The 469-nt window shown below is 53.5% G+C and carries 5 tRNA genes; all 5 read right to left on the minus strand.

The features are described 5' to 3' along the window. Positions 1 to 12: 12 nt before the first annotated feature. A tRNA-Pro gene (locus B5P42_RS31225) sits at positions 13 to 86 on the minus strand. A gap of 11 nt (positions 87 to 97) precedes the next feature. Then, positions 98 to 171, minus strand: a tRNA-Arg gene (locus B5P42_RS31230). 3 nt (positions 172 to 174) lie between these two features. Beyond that, positions 175 to 263 (minus strand) — tRNA-Leu (locus B5P42_RS31235). 16 nt (positions 264 to 279) lie between these two features. Further along, positions 280 to 354: transfer RNA gene (locus B5P42_RS31240), tRNA-Gly, on the minus strand. Between the two features lie 29 nt (positions 355 to 383). Continuing rightward, positions 384 to 464, minus strand: a tRNA-Leu gene (locus B5P42_RS31245). Positions 465 to 469: the final 5 nt, after the last annotated feature.

Here is a 469-nt window from a genome sequence, read left to right on the forward strand (position 1 = left end):
ATTTTGAAAATATCGGGAAGACAGGATTTGAACCTGCGACCCCCTGGTCCCAAACCAGGTGCTCTACCAAGCTGAGCCACTTCCCGTTAATAAAAAACGCGCCCGAGAGGAGTCGAACCCCTAACCTCTTGATCCGTAGTCAAACGCTCTATCCAATTGAGCTACGGGCGCATATGGTGCCGAGGGCGGGGGTCGAACCCGCACGGTGGTCACCCACCGCAGGATTTTAAGTCCTGTGCGTCTGCCTGTTCCGCCACCCCGGCATGTCATACTGAAAATTGGAGCGGAAGACGGGATTCGAACCCGCGACCCCAACCTTGGCAAGGTTGTATTCTACCACTGAACTACTTCCGCAAGACATGTTTGAGTTATTTTATTAAAAGTGCGGGTGAAGGGAGTCGAACCCCCACGCCAAAGGCGCTAGATCCTAAGTCTAGTGCGTCTGCCAATTCCGCCACACCCGCATATT

Origin of the sequence: Bacillus sp. SRB_331 (assembly GCF_003264175.1) — a bacterium.
GTDB lineage: Bacteria > Bacillota > Bacilli > Bacillales > Bacillaceae_G > Bacillus_A > Bacillus_A mycoides.